Source organism: Yersinia sp. 2541 StPb PI, from assembly GCF_052217145.1.
GTDB lineage: Bacteria > Pseudomonadota > Gammaproteobacteria > Enterobacterales > Enterobacteriaceae > Yersinia > Yersinia enterocolitica_E.
In genome coordinates this window covers 2,616,882-2,632,174 of sequence record NZ_JAZGQB010000001.1, presented here as the reverse complement: position 1 = coordinate 2,632,174, position 15,293 = coordinate 2,616,882, and the positions used below count along the sequence as shown (strand labels likewise).

Genomic DNA, 15,293 nt, shown 5'->3' with positions numbered 1-15,293 from the left:
TTAGGTCAATACTATTGACGTAATCAGCCGTCCATTTTACTGTCCATAAAGGTCAAATATGTTGACCTTTATGGAAGGACTGCCATGAATAAGACTGTAGTGGATCAGAATAATCGATTTTCCTCACGGCTGCACGATCTTCACCCCTCGCCTATACGGGAAATACTCTCTGTTATTGAACGGCCTGGGATGATCTCATTTGCTGGCGGCTTGCCTGCGGTTGAAAGTTTCCCGCACTTGCACCTGGAAGGAATGCCGCAATCGATGTTGCAATACGGGGCCAGTGAAGGGGAAACAGAATTGCGCAGGCATATTGCGCAGAATTTATGTAGGCGCGGTTTATCTTGCACTGAGGAGCAGGTCCTGATTATTTCAGGCTCGCAACAAGGAATTGATCTGGTCGCTAAATTATTTATTGATGCAGGAACACCTGTCGCTGTTGAGTCGCCCACTTATTTGGCGGCATTGCAGGTATTTCGGTTCTTCGGGGCACAATTTGTGGCTTATGATTCGGCACAACCTGATATTGATAAACTCAAAACAGAAAAGCCTGCTTTTGCCTACAGCATCCCAACTTTTCAGAATCCAAGTGGTCACTGTCTTGATAGTACGCAGCGGGCCACATTAGCAAAGGCGTGTGATGACCTTATGTTGCCGCTGTTTGAAGATGATCCCTATCATGACCTGGTCTATGATCCGTGTGAGCGAAAGCCGGTATGTGCCTTATTACAGCACGCACCGTGGATTTATCAGGGGTCCTTTTCTAAAAGTTTATCCCCGGCATTGCGGTTAGGCTATCTGGTTGCTTCGTCAGAGTTAATTCCTTATCTGACACGGCTAAAGCAGGCGGCTGATCTACACAGTAGCCGAATCAGCCAATGGCTGGTATTGCAACAGCTAGGTGCCGCCAACCATGCTGAACATATGGACCAACTGGCCACATATTATAAGAGTCGTCGTGATGCATTTGAGATCTCTTTACAACGCCATTTTGGTTCTCTTGCCACTTGGGAGAAACCTGCCGGTGGGTTATTCTTCTGGCTCACACTTAATCATTGTATTGATACTCGTAAACTATTGCCTAAAGCACTCGAAAAAAATATTGCATTTATGCCGGGCGAATCGTTCCTGCCATATCCGTCAGAGGGCTGTGGCCAGTTACGACTTAACTTCAGTCATGCAACAGAAGAACAAGCTGATATTGGTTTACAGACGTTAGCTGCTTTGGTGAGAGAAGATTGTTAATATTCTAAAATAGCTTACAAATAGAATGGCGAGAGCCGCAATAATAGAGAAAATTAATTAATAGGCGGGAGTCTTTCCCGCCAATATATTTTTGTTATTAAATATGTCTATGAGAAAGGATGTTCTTTCTTTAGAATTTTATCAATTATATTTAATACGCCAGAGTCGTTATTTGATTCGGCCTGATACTTTGCTACATTCTTAATGTTGTCTGGAGCATTTGCCATGGCATAACCAAAGCCGGCGTACTGTAACATTTCAATATCATTGCCACCATCGCCAAAAGTTACGACTTGTTGATCAGTTACATCCCACATTTTTTGGAGTAGTTTAATACCATTGGCTTTATGAATGCCGGGTATTATAAGGTCTACAGAACCATGTCCACTTGATACCGGGGTCACTATATCTGCGAGTTCTTGCTCGATAAATTTCATAAAGTCTACCAGTTTCTCATTGGGTAAACTTATCGCAAATTTGAATGCAGACTCTGTTACTTGATCGAAATTATCGATAATTTTAAGGCGATGGTAGTATTTACTCATTGTAGTGTAGAAATAATTATCTGAAGAGCTCAGCATGTAAGCGCCATTTTTGCCACAAACAATGACATCAAGATAGGGTATTGGTAGTAATGTTTTTAGCACTTTATTACAATCTTCATCAGAGATTGAACCGCAGAAAATTTCAGTATTCTTGTTACTGACATAAGCCCCATTTTCAGCAACAAAAGCGATTTCATTGGCAATCTCAGGGAAGAATGAAATTAGCTGATAATATTGATTACCACTGGCAACAACAAATTTTATTCCATTTTCTTTTAGTTGTGAATATTGTGTAATAAACCGTTCCCTATCAAAACTCATCTGATCATTGAGAAAGGTTCCATCCATATCAACAGCAATGATTTTAATGCTCATACAATTTCCCTCTTTAACATCTTGGTTTGATAGAGAATATCTCGGCATAGTATACCTAAAAAAAAGCTAGCATAATTTTGCTAGCAGGTAAAATTACCATACTCAGTCACACTTTTATCTTCAAAAAACAGATTGACCCACTATCCACCGGCTTTATTTATCGGTAGATAAATGTTTAGTCACTGGAATATTTCAGTTTGAATGCCCCAACTGCTATGACAATAAATGTCAGGGCAACCACTGTGAATGCAGTGTAGAGGTCAGTTATATGTGCAATAAAACCGATCAGTGCCGGCCCCCCTAAAATACCGAAATAACCCAGCGTTGCGACCATGGCTACCGACATGTTCACGGGCATTACACTTTCCTGGCCAGCCAGCGTGATAAGTACTGGAACAATATTAGCTGCACCTATTCCTACCAGTGCAAAGCCAAATAACGTAAATTTCCAGTCAGGTATTATGACGGCAATGGCATAGCCGGTCATGGCGATGATACTGCTAAAAATCAGTACATGCTTGCGTCCCAAAATACTGACAACTTTATCACCAGTGAAACGCATTACAGACATGGTGCCACCGAAAATAGCAAACCCCCAACCGGCATGTGCTATGTCAAGGCCACGGTCATTGGTTAGAAATACGCCACTCCAATCTAATACTGCACCTTCCGCCATAAAACAAATCATGCACATAAGTGCCATTAATATGAGCCTGAAGTTTGGGCGTGGTTTTATTTTTGGCTGTTGATTAGGTTCTTTATGATCGCCAAAAGGGATTAATTCCTTGAAAACGACTGAGGTAATTATAGCCATTATCACGACGGCAATCAGCGTTACGGGGAGGGGCATTAAGCCAAGAGTAAATAATATTGCACCGCCGCCAGCACCCGCAATTGAACCAATGCTGAATAAACAGTGGAAACCTGACATCAGTGGTTTATCCGAGGATTGTTCAACCAGAGAGCCTTGGACATTAACCGCAACGTCGACTAAACCAATGCCTGCGCCAAAAAAGAACAGACATAGTGCCATCAAAGGGAACTGATCAATAATTGCCAATGTGGGCAGGAAAACAGCGCTAACAACGATACCTAATAGTATTATTCTTCTACAGCCGAAGCGGCCAATCAGTTTGCCAGAGAATAGCATTGCCAGTAGGGAGCCTGTTCCCAAGCAAAGTAATAACATCCCCAAAGAGCCTGCATCAAAATGAAGTCTATTCTGTGCATAGGGCACCAACGATGCCCAAAGGCCCATAGCAAATCCAGCGACAAAGAAGATAGAGCGCGTAGATGTGCGTGTAGCCGGTGTATCCAGAGGGTAGTCGACGACATGGCTAGACATTTAAGCACCTTTCTCTGGTAAGTGGCAGCGAGCAAGTAATAAGTATAAGTCACTTCATAAAAGACTTATATTAAGTTGTGAAATATACAGTGGGTACCTGGCTTGTCAAGAACATTTTTGCCTACCAAGGTGGTTTACCGACTAGAGAAAAGGGCATACGACGGTTAGGATAGCCTGAAGGTGGGAGAGGGGGCTCTAGAAAAATTTTCTCATCATAGATACCGCTGAATACTAGATCTCAAATACTCGAAAATTATTATAGGCATCAAGAGTGTATTCTGATATTCCACTGTGATAATCGTACTTAATGTTGTCGCGATAGACAAAATGGGGTATGTGTTTGCAATCAAATTTTTTGAGTAATTGAGCAGATAATTCTGCAATACAATTTTGACTGATATGTTCTCCTGAGATGGCTATGGTTGCAGGGTTAATCATGGCGATCAACGATGAAGTAATATAAATAAGTCGTTGTTGCACCAGTTCATGGTGAGAATTTATATTAGTCCCTAGATTGTCATAAAATGGCAGTTGCGACACTTCACCTGCAAATTGACTTGCACCACGTAGCATTTTACCTGAAATAACAATGCCACAGCCGGCACAATGTCTTGGTGGCATAAAAATATAGGCGATAGGTTCATTTATATTACGGCAGTGATTACGATAAAAACCAAATGCGGTATAATTCATGTCATTCCCCGCCTGAACAAAAATACCGAATCGGTTACTTAATAATTCAGTGATTGCCAATCCCTCCAGGCGGGTAATATCGCAAGTAAGTATTTTTCCATCCACAATGACACCGGGCAATCCTAGCCCTATTGCTTTGATATTATTGTATTTATCTGAAAATTCTTGAATTTGCGCGAGCAACATATCTTCAGTTAAATCAGAATATATTTTATCGTACTCAACAATGATTTTGCCATCTGCAGACCTTAGGTATGACGATATAACGCCGGAGGTATCGCTCCCTTCAATATAAATACTTAATATGCTAAAGTAATTTGAGTTATATATATAGCGCTTTGCTGGCCGGCCACCACGTGATTCATCAATAGATTCTTCAATAATTTCGCCCTTTGAACATAATTCATTCAAAATGGTGCCACATGTTGCCAAGCTTAATCCAGTTTGAGCAGATATATCGCCTTTGGTTGCGGATGACAGCGATTTTAATGTGCTTGCAACCAACATAATATTTTTTTGTTTCATCTGCCGGGTGGTATTAAGCGGTACAGTAGTCATTTTCTTCACCAAATATTTAATTGAAATGAATATAACATGTTCGTATTTATGAAGAAATAATTATCATGGCATTTATCCGTATGGTTGTGGTGATTAAACTTTGCTATAAATGAGTACAGTTGTCGAGCTATAACCACCAGTGGTATTTTCTGTTTTCGTGACTCTCGCGTTTCACGATATTGATGCTTTAGAGGCTGCCTTGTAAAGGGACTATTTGATGGAACCATTACTGACGGATCGTTTGCTATTAATACCTTTAACCCTACAGGATGCTGACCAGATACAGCTAAAATTTCCGGTATGGGCAGTGGTGAAGTATTTAGATGCTTCTGCCGTACCTTGGCCTTACCCAGCCGATGGTGCCCTGACCTTTGTCCGTGATATTGCATTACCTAAGATGCAATGTGGTAGCCGTTTTTTCTGGTCAATCAGGCCGAAGGTTTCACCAGAGACCTTGATTGGTGTTATTAATTTGGCCTGTGATACAGACGATCACCGTGGCTTTTGGTTAAGCCCTGTGTGGCAAGGGCAGGGGTTAATAACGGAAGCCAGTGATGCAGTCACTCACTTCTGGTTTACACAATTGGACCAGCCTTATTTACGAGTGACAAAGGCCGCACCGAATAAGGCGTCAGCCGCCATATCACGTAAAAATGGTATGCGTTTGGTTGCAACGCAGGAGCGAGACTACGTTAGTGGGCATTTCCAGACGGAAATATGGGAAATCAGTCGCGAAGAGTGGTTGAGAAATAAGCGCTGAACCATGGCATGCCAGCTTTGAGGTTATTAATGAGACTAACCGAATGAATAAAATCTGTGGTTGGGCGACAGACTCTTGTTGATAGGGTTGCTAACATGGTGCATATACCGGACAAAGGAGGAGTACAACGATGGAAAATCGCATCACTTTAGCGCGAGTTTACGATGTTCAGCCGCCATATCAAGCCAATACCTTTCTGACTGATCGGCTGTGGCCGCGAGGCATTAGCAAAACCCGGCTGTTAGGGGTGGTATGGTTAAAAGAAGTGGCGCCGGAAAATGCATTACGAAAATGGTTTCATCAATGTTTAGATTGGCCAGAGTTTGTGGTGCGTTATCAGGCCCAGCTTGATAGCTCAACGGCCTGGCAACCTTTACTAGACGTACTGAAACAACAGCCAATTACGTTGCTGTATGGCAGTCGCGACACGCAACAGAATCAGGCGGTAGTGTTACGTGATTTTCTGCTTAGCAAGCTATAGTATTTTCTCTTGTAATACCCATACTGCGGCTTCAACCCGCGATTTCAGCTTCATTTTTTTCAACAGATGTTTGACATGAACTTTAACGGTGCTCTCTGCAATCAGCAATTTCCGGGCAATGGTTTTATTCGGTAACCCTTTAGCGATCAGCTTCAATATGTCGCGTTCACGTGGGGTGAGGGTGTTAATATCGCGCTCATTATCAGACCGATTCTCGCGGAGGTTGATTGCCAGTATCGACATCAATGCGTCGCTGAGAACCATTTGTCCTGCTGCTGCATCATACAGTGAGACCAGCAAATCTTCAGGGTCCATATCTTTTAGCAGATAACCATCGGCCCCGCGTTTTAAGGCACTGATGACATCATCCTGATGGTCAGAAACGGTAAACACCACAATTCGCCCGGATAGTGGCTGCTGACGCAATCTATCCAGTGTTTCCAATCCATTCATGCCCGGCATGTTTAAATCCAGCATGATCAAATCAGGATCAAGATTGGTGGCGAGAATAATACCTTGAGCACCGTTGCTGGCCTCACCTGCGATGGATAACCCAGGTGCCATGCTGATTAATTGCTTAATACCGTGCCTTAGCATCGGGTGGTCATCAATCAACAGGATGGTCGCGGCGTCTTGTTCACTCATGAATAGTTCCTGTAGCTGAGAGGGTAAATACCTCGAACGGAAGGGTTGATCGATATTCTTCCTCATCCTTGACTATTACCCCATAACCAATAGGGAGTACCCCCTAATAGTCAACGGGTGTATTACTCGGTTTCAAGAAAACATTCACATCGGCAACTAAATGAAAAGAGGCTCTTTTTTACCAGTAAACCTACTACCCACAAATGATGTATGGGTATTGTTAGCTAAAAGTTAACTTCACATCCTCTTGATGTAAATCAACTTTGAAATAGCCTCTGGTGCCTAGGGTGACGCATTACTTCCCGTTTGTGGTCACCCTGACTGAGGTTTTTATGTCGCACTCTCCGACACCATTAACTAACTCATCATCTTCCGCTATCCCGGCAAAGTTAGCCGGTGGTCAATCAATACCGCAGTGGTACCCGGAAGATCCACAGTTCTGGCAACAGGTAGGGCATAGTGTTGCCCGGCGAAATTTGTGGATTTCAGTACCAGCATTGTTACTGAGTTTCTGTGTCTGGATGCTGTTTAGTGCGGTCGCAGTGAATCTGAATAAAGTGGGCTTTAACTTCACCACCGATCAACTGTTTATGCTGACAGCATTACCCTCAGTATCGGGGGCACTGTTACGTGTTCCATACTCGTTTGTCATACCGGTCTTTGGTGGTCGTCGCTGGACGGCTATTAGCACATTGTTTCTGGTTATCCCCTGCCTCTGGTTAGGTATCGCGGTACAGGACAGCACCACCCAGTATGGAACATTTGTATTGATTTCATTGTTGTGTGGTTTTGCCGGTGCGAACTTTGCCTCTAGCATGGCTAATATCAGTTTTTTCTTCCCGAAAGCCAAGCAGGGGGGGGCGCTGGGCCTCAATGGGGGATTGGGGAATCTTGGCGTCAGTGTGATGCAACTTATCGCCCCTATGGCTATTTCGGTTGGGGTGTTCAGTGCCTTTATGGGCAGTGGCTATCCACAAGCGGATGGTAGCCAGCTCTGGTTGCAAAACGCAGCCTATATCTGGATCCCCTTTTTGCTGATATTCAGTGTGGCGGCCTGGTTTGGTATGAATGACTTGTCTGCTGCAAAAGCGTCGATTATCCAGCAATTACCGGTCCTGAAACGTGGCCATTTGTGGATTTTGGCGGTGTTATATCTGGCAACTTTTGGTTCATTTATCGGTTTCTCAGCCGGATTTGCCATGTTGGCAAAAACACAATTTCCTGATGTTGTCATCCTGCATTACGCTTTCTTCGGCCCGCTATTGGGCGCACTGGCTCGTCCAATGGGCGGTGCGCTCTCTGATCGCTTTGGCGGCATTCGCGTCACCTTCGTCAATTTTATCCTGATGGCAATATTTGCAGCATTACTCTTCCTCACCTTACCGGGAACCAATGTTAATGGCTCCTTCTTTGCCTTTTTTGGCGTATTCATGCTGCTGTTTCTGACGGCGGGACTGGGCAGTGGATCAACGTTTCAGATGATTGCGGTGATCTTTCGCAAGTTAACTGTCGATCGAGTGACCCTCGCGGGTGGTAGTGATGAACAAGCGCAGCATGATGCCGTCAGAGAGTCAGCGGCGGCACTGGGTTTCATCTCAGCTATTGGCGCTATCGGCGGTTTCTTTATTCCTAAATCCTTTGGTACGTCGCTGGCCCTAACCGGTTCACCGGCCGGCGCGATGAAGCTATTCGTGGTTTTTTATGTGGTTTGCGTATTGATCACCTGGTTTGTCTACGGGCGCAAGCTTAACGCGGGTATGGCGACCAAAAAACCACGTTGACCGGTACGGTCCGATAAATAAGCAACATTGAGCAATGTTAATCCACTTATAAAAATAAACAGGGCCGTTATGTCCCCAATCAGGAGATCTCCCGATGAGCAAATTTCTTGACCGATTTCGTTATTTTAAACAACTTGCTGAGCCTTTTGCACAAGGCCATGGCCAGACACTGGACACCAATCGTGATTGGGAAGATGGCTATCGTAGCCGCTGGCAGCATGACAAAGTGGTACGTTCAACTCATGGTGTGAATTGTACGGGTTCATGTAGCTGGAAGATTTATGTCAAAAATGGGTTGGTCACTTGGGAAACCCAGCAAACTGACTACCCGCGTACCCGCCCGGATTTACCTAATCATGAACCCCGTGGTTGCCCTCGTGGGGCCAGCTATTCCTGGTATTTGTACAGTGCTAATCGGCTGAAGTACCCGATGATGCGTAAGAGTCTGTTGCAATTGTGGCGTGCCGCCAAAGTGCTGCACAGTGATCCGGTGGATGCATGGGCTTCAATTGTTGGTGACAGCGTACAATCAAAGAATTACAAGCAAGCCCGTGGCCGGGGAGGTTTTGTCCGTTCGAACTGGCAGGAAGTGAATGAACTGATTGCCGCCGCTAACGTCTATACCGCCAAACAGTATGGGCCGGATCGGATTATCGGTTTTTCACCGATTCCAGCGATGTCGATGGTTTCCTACGCGGCGGGCGCGCGCTATCTATCACTGATAGGCGGCGTTTGCCTCAGTTTCTATGACTGGTATTGCGATTTGCCTCCGGCATCACCGATGACCTGGGGTGAGCAAACTGACGTGCCAGAATCCGCTGACTGGTACAACTCATCCTATATTATTGCCTGGGGTTCCAATGTTCCGCAGACCCGCACACCCGATGCCCACTTCTTTACCGAAGTCCGTTACAAAGGGACCAAAACTGTAGCGGTGACGCCGGATTATGCAGAGGTCGCTAAACTGTGTGACCAATGGCTGAATCCGAAACAAGGAACAGACAGTGCCATGGCTATGGCAATGGGGCATGTGATCCTCAATGAATTCCATCTACAACGACAAAGCAGCTACTTTGTTGAATACATGCGTCAGTACACCGACATGCCGATGCTGGTATTACTTGAACCTCGTCATAGCGGCGATTATGCCGCCGGGCGGTTACTGCGCGCCGCCGATCTGGTGGATAATCTGGGAGAGGAGAATAACCCAGAATGGAAGACCATTGCCATTGACGCTAACAGCGGGCAGTTGGTAGCGCCGCAAGGGTCTATCGGTTATCGCTGGGGTGAAAAGGGTAAATGGAACCTTGAGCAGCGCGAGGGCAAAACGCAACAGGAAGTCTCATTACAACTCAGTTTATTGGGTCAACATGATGCTATTGTTAATGTCGGATTTCCCTACTTTGGTGGCGAAATCAGTGAGAATTTTCAAAGTGTTGCGCTAGAGGAAATACTGCAACACAAGTTGCCAGTAAAACGGTTGCCATTAGCCGATGGCAGTGAAGCACTGGTGACCAGTGTTTATGACCTGATGATGGCAAACTATGGCCTGGATCGTGGTTTGGCTGATGACAACTGCGCCAGCAATTATGACGATATAAAAGCTTACACTCCTGCCTGGGCTGAAAAAATTACTGGCGTTGCACGTCAGGATATTATCCGCATTGCGCGTGAATTTGCAGATAACGCCGAGAAAACCCATGGCCGTTCGATGATTATCGTCGGGGCCGGTATTAATCACTGGTATCACATGGATATGACCTACCGTGCACTGATTAATATGCTGATTTTCTGCGGCTGTGTCGGGCAAAGTGGTGGCGGTTGGGCGCACTATGTGGGGCAGGAAAAACTGCGACCACAAACCGGCTGGTTACCTTTGGCATTTGGCCTCGATTGGCAACGTCCACCGCGCCATATGAACAGTACGTCATTTTTCTATAATCACTCCAGTCAGTGGCGTTATGAGACCGTCAGCACCACCCAATTACTCTCTCCCTTGGCCGACAGTTCGCGCTTTAGCCCAAGTCTGATTGATCTTAATGTGCGCGCTGAACGTATGGGGTGGCTGCCTTCGGCCCCGCAACTGAATTGCAATCCATTGACCCTTGCCGCTAGCGCACAACAAGCCGGTCAAACACCGGTAGAATATACCGTCGATAGCCTTAAAAACGGGTCACTGAGATTTGCCGCTGAACAGCCAGATGATCCACAAAACTTCCCGCGAAACTTGTTTGTCTGGCGTTCCAACCTACTGGGTTCTTCCGGCAAAGGGCATGAATATATGCTCAAGTATTTGTTGGGTACGGAAAATGGTATTCAGGGTAAAGATTTGGGCCAGCAAGGTGGGGTGATGCCGGAAGAGGTTGAATGGCAGGAACAGGGAGGCGAAGGCAAGCTGGATTTAGTCGTGACATTGGATTTCCGCATGTCTAGTACGTGTCTCTATTCAGACATCATTTTACCCACCGCAACCTGGTACGAAAAAGACGACATGAATACCTCGGATATGCATCCGTTTATTCACCCGCTGTCTGCGGCGGTAGATCCTGCCTGGGAGTCTAAAAGCGACTGGGATATCTACAAAGATATTGCCGAAACCTTCTCTCGAGTTTGCGTCGGCCATTTAGGTCAGGAAACCGATGTAGTGACCTTACCCATCCAACATGATTCGCCAGCCGAACTGGCACAGCCATATGGTGTAAAGGACTGGAAAAAAGGTGAATGTGAACTGATACCGGGCCAAACCGCGCCGCATATTGTGGTGGTCGAGCGCGATTACCCAGCAACCTATGCTCGCTTTACTGCCTTGGGTCCCCTATTGGATAAATTAGGTAATGGCGGCAAAGGGATTAACTGGAATACCCAGACTGAAATTGATTTCCTCAAAAAACTTAACCATACCCAGCCTGACGGCCCTGCCGCCGGACGACCAAGAATTGATACTGCTATTGATGCCGCAGAGGTGATTTTATCCTTGGCCCCTGAAACCAACGGTCAGGTGGCGGTAAAAGCCTGGCAGGCTTTGGAACAACTTACCGGTCGCCAACATGCTCACTTAGCTCTGAATAAAGAAGATGAAAAAATTCGTTTTCGCGATATTCAGGCGCAACCACGCAAAATCATTTCCAGTCCAATCTGGTCCGGCTTGGAAGATGAGCATGTTTCCTATAATGCTTGTTACACCAACGTTCATGAGTTGATCCCGTGGCGCACCCTTTCAGGCCGGCAACAACTTTATCAGGATCATGAATGGATGCGTGCTTTTGGTGAGAGTTTGTTGTGCTATCGCCCGCCAATAGATACTCGTGCCGCCCAACCTTTGCTTAATAAGAAGCCGAACGGTAACCCAGAGAAAGCACTTAACTTCCTGACACCCCATCAGAAGTGGGGCATTCACTCAACCTACAGTGACAACCTGTTGATGCTGACACTGTCGAGAGGGGGGCCTATCGTTTGGTTGAGTGAAGATGATGCCAAAGATCTGCTGATAGAAGATAACGACTGGATTGAGGCGTTTAACAGTAATGGCGCATTAACTGCTCGTGCCGTCGTCAGCCAGCGAATTCCGTCAGGCATGACCATGATGTACCACGCACAGGAGCGCATTATTAATATCCCCGGTTCTGAAATTACCGGCCAACGTGGCGGTATTCATAACTCAGTCACCCGTATCAGTCCAAAACCAACCCATATGATTGGCGGATATGCGCAATTAGCCTACGGCTTTAACTACTACGGCACGGTAGGGTCCAATCGCGATGAGTTCGTGGTGGTGCGCAAGATGAATAAGATTGATTGGCTGGATGACGAACAGCAAAACCAGAGCAAAACCGGGGGCAAACTATGAAAATCCGTTCACAAGTCGGCATGGTTCTGAATCTGGACAAATGTATTGGCTGTCATACCTGCTCAGTAACCTGCAAAAATGTTTGGACCAGCCGCGAGGGTATGGAATATGCCTGGTTTAACAACGTGGAAAGCAAACCGGGGCTGGGTTATCCGCACGATTGGGAGAATCAGGATAAATGGAAGGGGGGCTGGATCCGCAAGATTAATGGCAAATTGACCCCCCGTATGGGGAGCCGAGTCGGGGTCCTCGCCAAGATATTTGCTAACCCTGATGTACCAGCATTAGATGATTATTACGAACCCTTCGATTTTGATTACCAGCACTTGCACAACGCACCGGCTGGAAAACATCAGCCGGTAGCTCGCCCACGTTCGCTGATTACCGGTCAACGAATGGAGAAAATCGAGAACGGCCCTAACTGGGAAGAGATTCTGGGCGGTGAGTTTTCTAAGCGATCTAAAGACCAGAACTTCGCCCATATTCAGAAAGAGATGTATGGGCAATTTGAACATACCTTCATGATGTATTTGCCACGTTTATGTGAACACTGCCTTAACCCCGCCTGTGTCGCAACTTGCCCCAGTGGGGCAATTTATAAACGGGCTGAAGACGGTATTGTGCTGATTGATCAGGATAAATGCCGGGGCTGGCGTATGTGTCTGACCGGTTGCCCGTATAAAAAAATCTATTTCAACTGGAAAAGCGGCAAGTCGGAGAAGTGTATTTTCTGCTATCCACGCATTGAGTCCGGTGAACCGACCGTTTGTTCAGAAACCTGTGTGGGGCGCATTCGTTATCTGGGGGTACTACTGTATGACGCGGATGGCATTGAACAAGCCGCGGCTACTACTGATGAGAAAAACCTCTACCAACGGCAAATGGATATTTTCCTCGATCCCCATGATCCGCTGGTGATTGCCGAAGCGCAGAAACAGGGGATTCCCTTAAGTGTCATTGAGGCCGCCCAACGCTCCCCGGTTTACAAAATGGCAGTGGAATGGAAATTGGCACTGCCGTTGCACCCCGAATACCGGACCTTGCCGATGGTATGGTATGTCCCGCCGTTGTCACCGATTCAGTCTGCGGCAGACTCTGGCGCGCTGCCCCACAGCGGGGTGCTACCGGATGTGGAAAGCCTGCGTATCCCGGTTCAGTATTTAGCCAACTTACTGACTGCTGGTGATACTCAACCGGTATTAATGGCACTGAAACGGATGCTGGCAATGCGCCACTATAAACGGGCTGAAACCGTTGAGGGTAAAACTGATCTCAGTGCACTGGAGGCCGTGGGGCTAACAGAGGCGCAAGCGCAAGAGATGTACCGCTATCTGGCGATTGCTAATTATGAAGATCGCTTTGTCATTCCATCCAGCCACCGTGAAATAGCCCGTGACGCTTTCCCGGAAAGTAAGGGGTGCGGCTTCAGTTTCGGCGATGGTTGCCATGGCAGTGACAGTCGTTTCAATTTGTTCAATAGCCGCCGCATTGATGCCGTTGATGTCACACGTAAGACTGACCAGGGGGCCATTCATGATTAGTTTGAGAATCATTTCACGTTTGCTGGAATACCCAGATATTGATCTGTGGCAAAACCGGCAAGAAGTTGTTGAGGCGCTCGACAGCGCCGACGAACTCACGACGGAACAGGTTCATCGGCTCAGGCAATTTATCAATACATTATGTCAGAGCGAATTGCTTGAGTGTCAGGCTAGCTATTGTGGCTTATTTGACCGGGGGCGAGCCACCTCACTGTTGCTATTTGAACATGTGCATGGTGAGTCGCGCGATCGTGGTCAGGCCATGGTGGACCTCATGGCACAGTATCAACGTGCGGGGTTAGTGCTTGACTGTAAAGAGTTGCCTGATTTCCTGCCACTTTATCTTGAGTATCTGGCTAACCAGCCAGTGCAGGATATCACCTTGGGTTTGCAGGATATTGCACCCATTTTGGCGCTGCTGGGGGCACGTTTACATCAGCGGGATAGCGACTATGCCCAGTTGTTTGATCTGCTGTTAGTGCTGTCTGGCAGTGCTATTCGCAGTGAAAATCTTGGCGATAAAGTGGCGGGTGAAAGCCGGGATGACACCGCCAAAGCACTGGATGCGGTATGGGAAGAGGAGCAAGTGAAATTCCTCGGCACGCAGGGGTGTGCATCAGCTCAGCAGGGGATGCCCCCCAAACACCTTGCCGATGCCGTACTACCACAATATCTCAGTATTCAGTCTGCCTCAGAGGGCAAAAAAGTCGTTCAGTCCCATGTGGTGACGGACCGTAAAGGAGCCATCTTATGAGCTTTTTGAATAAATTCTTTTTTGATATTTATCCTTACATGGCAATGGTGATTTTCTTTGTGGGCAGTTGGTTGCGTTACGACTATGGGCAATATAGCTGGCGAGCAGGTTCCAGTCAGATGTTAGATAAGAAAGGTGTATGGCTGGCATCTAATTTATTCCACATCGGTATTCTGGGGATATTCTTCGGCCATGTGCTGGGTATGCTGACGCCACATTGGATGTATGAATCGTTCTTACCGATAGAGATAAAACAAAAAATGGCGATGATTGCTGGCGGTGCCTGCGGTCTGATGATGTTAGTCGGTGGGGTCATGCTGCTACACCGCCGCTTGACTAATTCGAGGATCAGAGCAACCAGTACCCGGGTAGATATCCTGATTCTGATATTGCTGGTGGTACAAGTTAGCTTGGGGCTACTGAGTATTCCGTTTTCTGCTCAACATATGGATGGTAGCGAGATGATGAAATTGGTCGGTTGGGCGCAGTCAATTGCGACTTTCCGCACCGGAGCATCGGCCTATCTGATAGATGTAGCCTTGATTTTCAAGTTGCATATTGTCTTGGGATTGACCCTTTTTGTTTTATTCCCGTTCTCACGCTTGGTACATATCTGGAGCGTACCCATCGAATATTTAACGCGCCGTTATCAACTGGTGCGTAACCGCCACTAAGCGTGTCGATTCAGCCCGTAGGTCTCTCTATCAACCTACGGGCTAACGA

General features: G+C 46.6%; 12 protein-coding genes. 8 read left to right on the top strand and 4 right to left on the bottom strand.

Annotated features, from left to right (window positions below; all coding sequences use genetic code 11):
- The first annotated feature begins 84 nt into the window (after positions 1 to 84).
- Positions 85 to 1,245, top strand: coding sequence for an aminotransferase-like domain-containing protein (locus V1953_RS11680; RefSeq protein WP_083159105.1), 1,161 nt, complete (start codon positions 85 to 87; stop codon positions 1,243 to 1,245).
- Between the two features lie 107 nt (positions 1,246 to 1,352).
- Here V1953_RS11680 and V1953_RS11675 read toward each other — a convergent pair whose 3' ends face one another.
- The 3 genes from V1953_RS11675 to V1953_RS11665 all read right to left on the bottom strand — a co-directional run bounded on the left by V1953_RS11675 (position 1,353) and on the right by V1953_RS11665 (position 4,761).
- A complete protein-coding gene (locus V1953_RS11675; protein ID WP_372569083.1) occupies positions 1,353 to 2,165 on the bottom strand; it encodes a Cof-type HAD-IIB family hydrolase in 813 nt (270 codons plus the stop codon).
- A 175-nt stretch (positions 2,166 to 2,340) separates the two neighbouring features.
- On the bottom strand, positions 2,341 to 3,510 hold the full coding sequence (locus tag V1953_RS11670; RefSeq protein ID WP_083159103.1) for an MFS transporter: 1,170 nt from the start codon (positions 3,508 to 3,510) through the stop codon (positions 2,341 to 2,343).
- Between the two features lie 231 nt (positions 3,511 to 3,741).
- Positions 3,742 to 4,761, bottom strand: a complete 1,020-nt coding sequence (locus V1953_RS11665; RefSeq protein WP_442850922.1) for an ROK family protein — start codon at positions 4,759 to 4,761, stop codon at positions 3,742 to 3,744.
- A gap of 217 nt (positions 4,762 to 4,978) precedes the next feature.
- Here V1953_RS11665 and V1953_RS11660 point away from each other — a divergent pair, with 217 nt between their 5' ends.
- Positions 4,979 to 5,521, top strand: a complete 543-nt coding sequence (locus V1953_RS11660; protein ID WP_442850921.1) for a GNAT family N-acetyltransferase — start codon at positions 4,979 to 4,981, stop codon at positions 5,519 to 5,521.
- A gap of 130 nt (positions 5,522 to 5,651) precedes the next feature.
- The gene (locus tag V1953_RS11655; RefSeq protein WP_372558818.1) at positions 5,652 to 6,002 is read left to right on the top strand and encodes a DUF488 domain-containing protein; all 351 of its coding nucleotides are present in this window, start codon (positions 5,652 to 5,654) and stop codon (positions 6,000 to 6,002) included.
- Here the strand turns inward: V1953_RS11655 and narL are convergent.
- Positions 5,997 to 6,647, bottom strand: coding sequence for a two-component system response regulator NarL (gene narL, locus V1953_RS11650; protein WP_042569642.1), 651 nt, complete (start codon positions 6,645 to 6,647; stop codon positions 5,997 to 5,999). The two genes, V1953_RS11655 and narL, sit on opposite strands and share 6 nt — an antisense overlap.
- Positions 6,648 to 6,979: 332 nt before the next feature.
- Here narL and V1953_RS11645 point away from each other — a divergent pair, with 332 nt between their 5' ends.
- The 5 genes from V1953_RS11645 to narI all read left to right on the top strand — a co-directional run bounded on the left by V1953_RS11645 (position 6,980) and on the right by narI (position 15,244).
- The gene (locus tag V1953_RS11645; protein WP_227746592.1) at positions 6,980 to 8,428 is read left to right on the top strand and encodes a NarK family nitrate/nitrite MFS transporter; all 1,449 of its coding nucleotides are present in this window, start codon (positions 6,980 to 6,982) and stop codon (positions 8,426 to 8,428) included.
- Between the two features lie 94 nt (positions 8,429 to 8,522).
- Entirely contained in the window at positions 8,523 to 12,275 is a 3,753-nt protein-coding gene (locus tag V1953_RS11640) for a nitrate reductase subunit alpha (protein ID WP_442850920.1), read from the top strand.
- Positions 12,272 to 13,816 (top strand): nitrate reductase subunit beta, encoded by a 1,545-nt coding sequence (narH, locus tag V1953_RS11635; protein WP_372569085.1) that lies wholly within the window; start codon positions 12,272 to 12,274, stop codon positions 13,814 to 13,816. The genes V1953_RS11640 and narH overlap by 4 nt, the downstream gene beginning before the upstream one ends.
- Positions 13,809 to 14,570 (top strand): nitrate reductase molybdenum cofactor assembly chaperone, encoded by a 762-nt coding sequence (gene narJ / locus V1953_RS11630; RefSeq protein ID WP_083159098.1) that lies wholly within the window; start codon positions 13,809 to 13,811, stop codon positions 14,568 to 14,570. The genes narH and narJ overlap by 8 nt, the downstream gene beginning before the upstream one ends.
- Positions 14,567 to 15,244 carry a respiratory nitrate reductase subunit gamma gene (gene narI, locus V1953_RS11625; RefSeq protein ID WP_372569086.1) on the top strand — a complete coding sequence of 226 codons (678 nt, stop codon included), beginning with the start codon at positions 14,567 to 14,569 and terminating at the stop codon, positions 15,242 to 15,244. Before narJ ends, narI begins: the two co-directional genes overlap by 4 nt.
- The last annotated feature ends 49 nt before the right edge of the window (positions 15,245 to 15,293 follow it).

What these genes read in the sequence shown, in the direction of transcription:
- V1953_RS11680 (WP_083159105.1), top strand. Translation starts at nt 85, where the DNA reads ATGAATAAGACTGTAGTGGATCAGAATAATCGATTTTCCTCACGGCTG.
- V1953_RS11675 (WP_372569083.1), bottom strand. Translation starts at nt 2,165, where the DNA reads ATGAGCATTAAAATCATTGCTGTTGATATGGATGGAACCTTTCTCAAT.
- V1953_RS11670 (WP_083159103.1), bottom strand. Translation starts at nt 3,510, where the DNA reads ATGTCTAGCCATGTCGTCGACTACCCTCTGGATACACCGGCTACACGC.
- V1953_RS11665 (WP_442850922.1), bottom strand. Translation starts at nt 4,761, where the DNA reads ATGACTACTGTACCGCTTAATACCACCCGGCAGATGAAACAAAAAAAT.
- V1953_RS11660 (WP_442850921.1), top strand. Translation starts at nt 4,979, where the DNA reads ATGGAACCATTACTGACGGATCGTTTGCTATTAATACCTTTAACCCTA.
- V1953_RS11655 (WP_372558818.1), top strand. Translation starts at nt 5,652, where the DNA reads ATGGAAAATCGCATCACTTTAGCGCGAGTTTACGATGTTCAGCCGCCA.
- narL (WP_042569642.1), bottom strand. Translation starts at nt 6,647, where the DNA reads ATGAGTGAACAAGACGCCGCGACCATCCTGTTGATTGATGACCACCCG.
- V1953_RS11645 (WP_227746592.1), top strand. Translation starts at nt 6,980, where the DNA reads ATGTCGCACTCTCCGACACCATTAACTAACTCATCATCTTCCGCTATC.
- V1953_RS11640 (WP_442850920.1), top strand. Translation starts at nt 8,523, where the DNA reads ATGAGCAAATTTCTTGACCGATTTCGTTATTTTAAACAACTTGCTGAG.
- narH (WP_372569085.1), top strand. Translation starts at nt 12,272, where the DNA reads ATGAAAATCCGTTCACAAGTCGGCATGGTTCTGAATCTGGACAAATGT.
- narJ (WP_083159098.1), top strand. Translation starts at nt 13,809, where the DNA reads ATGATTAGTTTGAGAATCATTTCACGTTTGCTGGAATACCCAGATATT.
- narI (WP_372569086.1), top strand. Translation starts at nt 14,567, where the DNA reads ATGAGCTTTTTGAATAAATTCTTTTTTGATATTTATCCTTACATGGCA.